Origin of the sequence: Gluconobacter albidus (assembly GCF_002723915.1) — a bacterium.
In the GTDB taxonomy this organism is placed as follows: domain Bacteria; phylum Pseudomonadota; class Alphaproteobacteria; order Acetobacterales; family Acetobacteraceae; genus Gluconobacter; species Gluconobacter albidus.
Map to the genome: position 1 here is coordinate 1 of NZ_BEWL01000045.1, position 1035 is coordinate 1035.

General features: G+C 52.7%; 1 protein-coding gene. It reads right to left on the reverse strand.

Going from position 1 to position 1035, the window contains the following annotated elements; genetic code table 11:
- Positions 1–30 precede the first annotated feature (30 nt).
- Positions 31–777 carry a glucose 1-dehydrogenase gene (locus GAL01_RS15385; protein WP_062026900.1) on the reverse strand — a complete coding sequence of 249 codons (747 nt, stop codon included), beginning with the start codon at positions 775–777 and terminating at the stop codon, positions 31–33.
- Positions 778–1035: the final 258 nt, after the last annotated feature.

Genomic DNA, 1035 nt, shown 5'->3' on the forward strand with positions numbered 1-1035 from the left:
GGCAGACCTCTGCCGGATCAACGTCAAACGTCAGCGCAGCCCACCGGAGGCAATGAGTGTTTCGCCTGTCAGCCAGCGCGCATCATCAGAGGCGAGGAACACGGCAAGTGGAGCAATGTCCTGAACCTGGCCGCTACGTCCCAGTGGTGTCTGTGAAATAATGAGCTGTTCCATTTCGGAACCCACAACATTGGCAGTTTTGGTGCCTTCTGTTTCAATCAGGCCAGGATTGATAGCGTTTACCCGAATATTTCTTGGCCCCAGTTCACGCGCAAGAGAACCTGTAATGGCGTCAACGGCTCCCTTTGTTCCCGTATAGACCGCAGAATTTGGTGGCGTAATACGAGATACAACGGAGCTGATATTGATAACGCTACCGCCATCATCAAGGTGTTTTGCGGCGGCCTGCGTCGTCAGTAGAGTCCCAAGTACATTGATATTAAAGAGACGATGGAAATGGTCTTCGGTGATCTCGTCAATCGAAGCAAATTCGTAAACCCCGGAATTATTGACGAGAATATCCAAGCGCCCGAATTGACTGATCGCCGCATCTACGATGGCCTGAGCATCGGACTTACGAGAAACATCTCCCTGAACAGCGACGGCCTGACCGCCATTACTCGCAATGGCTGAGACGACGATGTCCGCTCCGGATTTGCTGGAGGCATAATTGACGACGACAGCGGCCCCCGCTTCGGCAAGTGCCTTGGCGATACCAGCCCCAATTCCTTTGGAGGCGCCTGTTACGATTGCAACTTTTCCGGAAAGTTTGCTCATGGATATGTGCCTGTCTGTATGGGCCAGAACGCGCATGCGTACTTTATGCCCGGTTGGTCGAAAGCAAGGGATTTAAATGTGGAGTAATCGCTCCAACATAAGGCATATGAGGTTTGGATCTCCGGTTTCAAGGATTTGTGGAGCGATGACACCACAAAAAGACCCAAGTGAGCGGCGAGGGCGCGGACGCCCTCAATCTTTTGATCGCAAGGAAGCCTTGTGTGCCGCCATGCGCTTGTTTTGGGATCGCGGCTATGA

Excerpts from the sequence above, each read along its gene's own strand:
- GAL01_RS15385 (WP_062026900.1), bottom strand. The coding sequence starts at position 777 with ATGAGCAAACTTTCCGGAAAAGTTGCAATCGTAACAGGCGCCTCCAAA.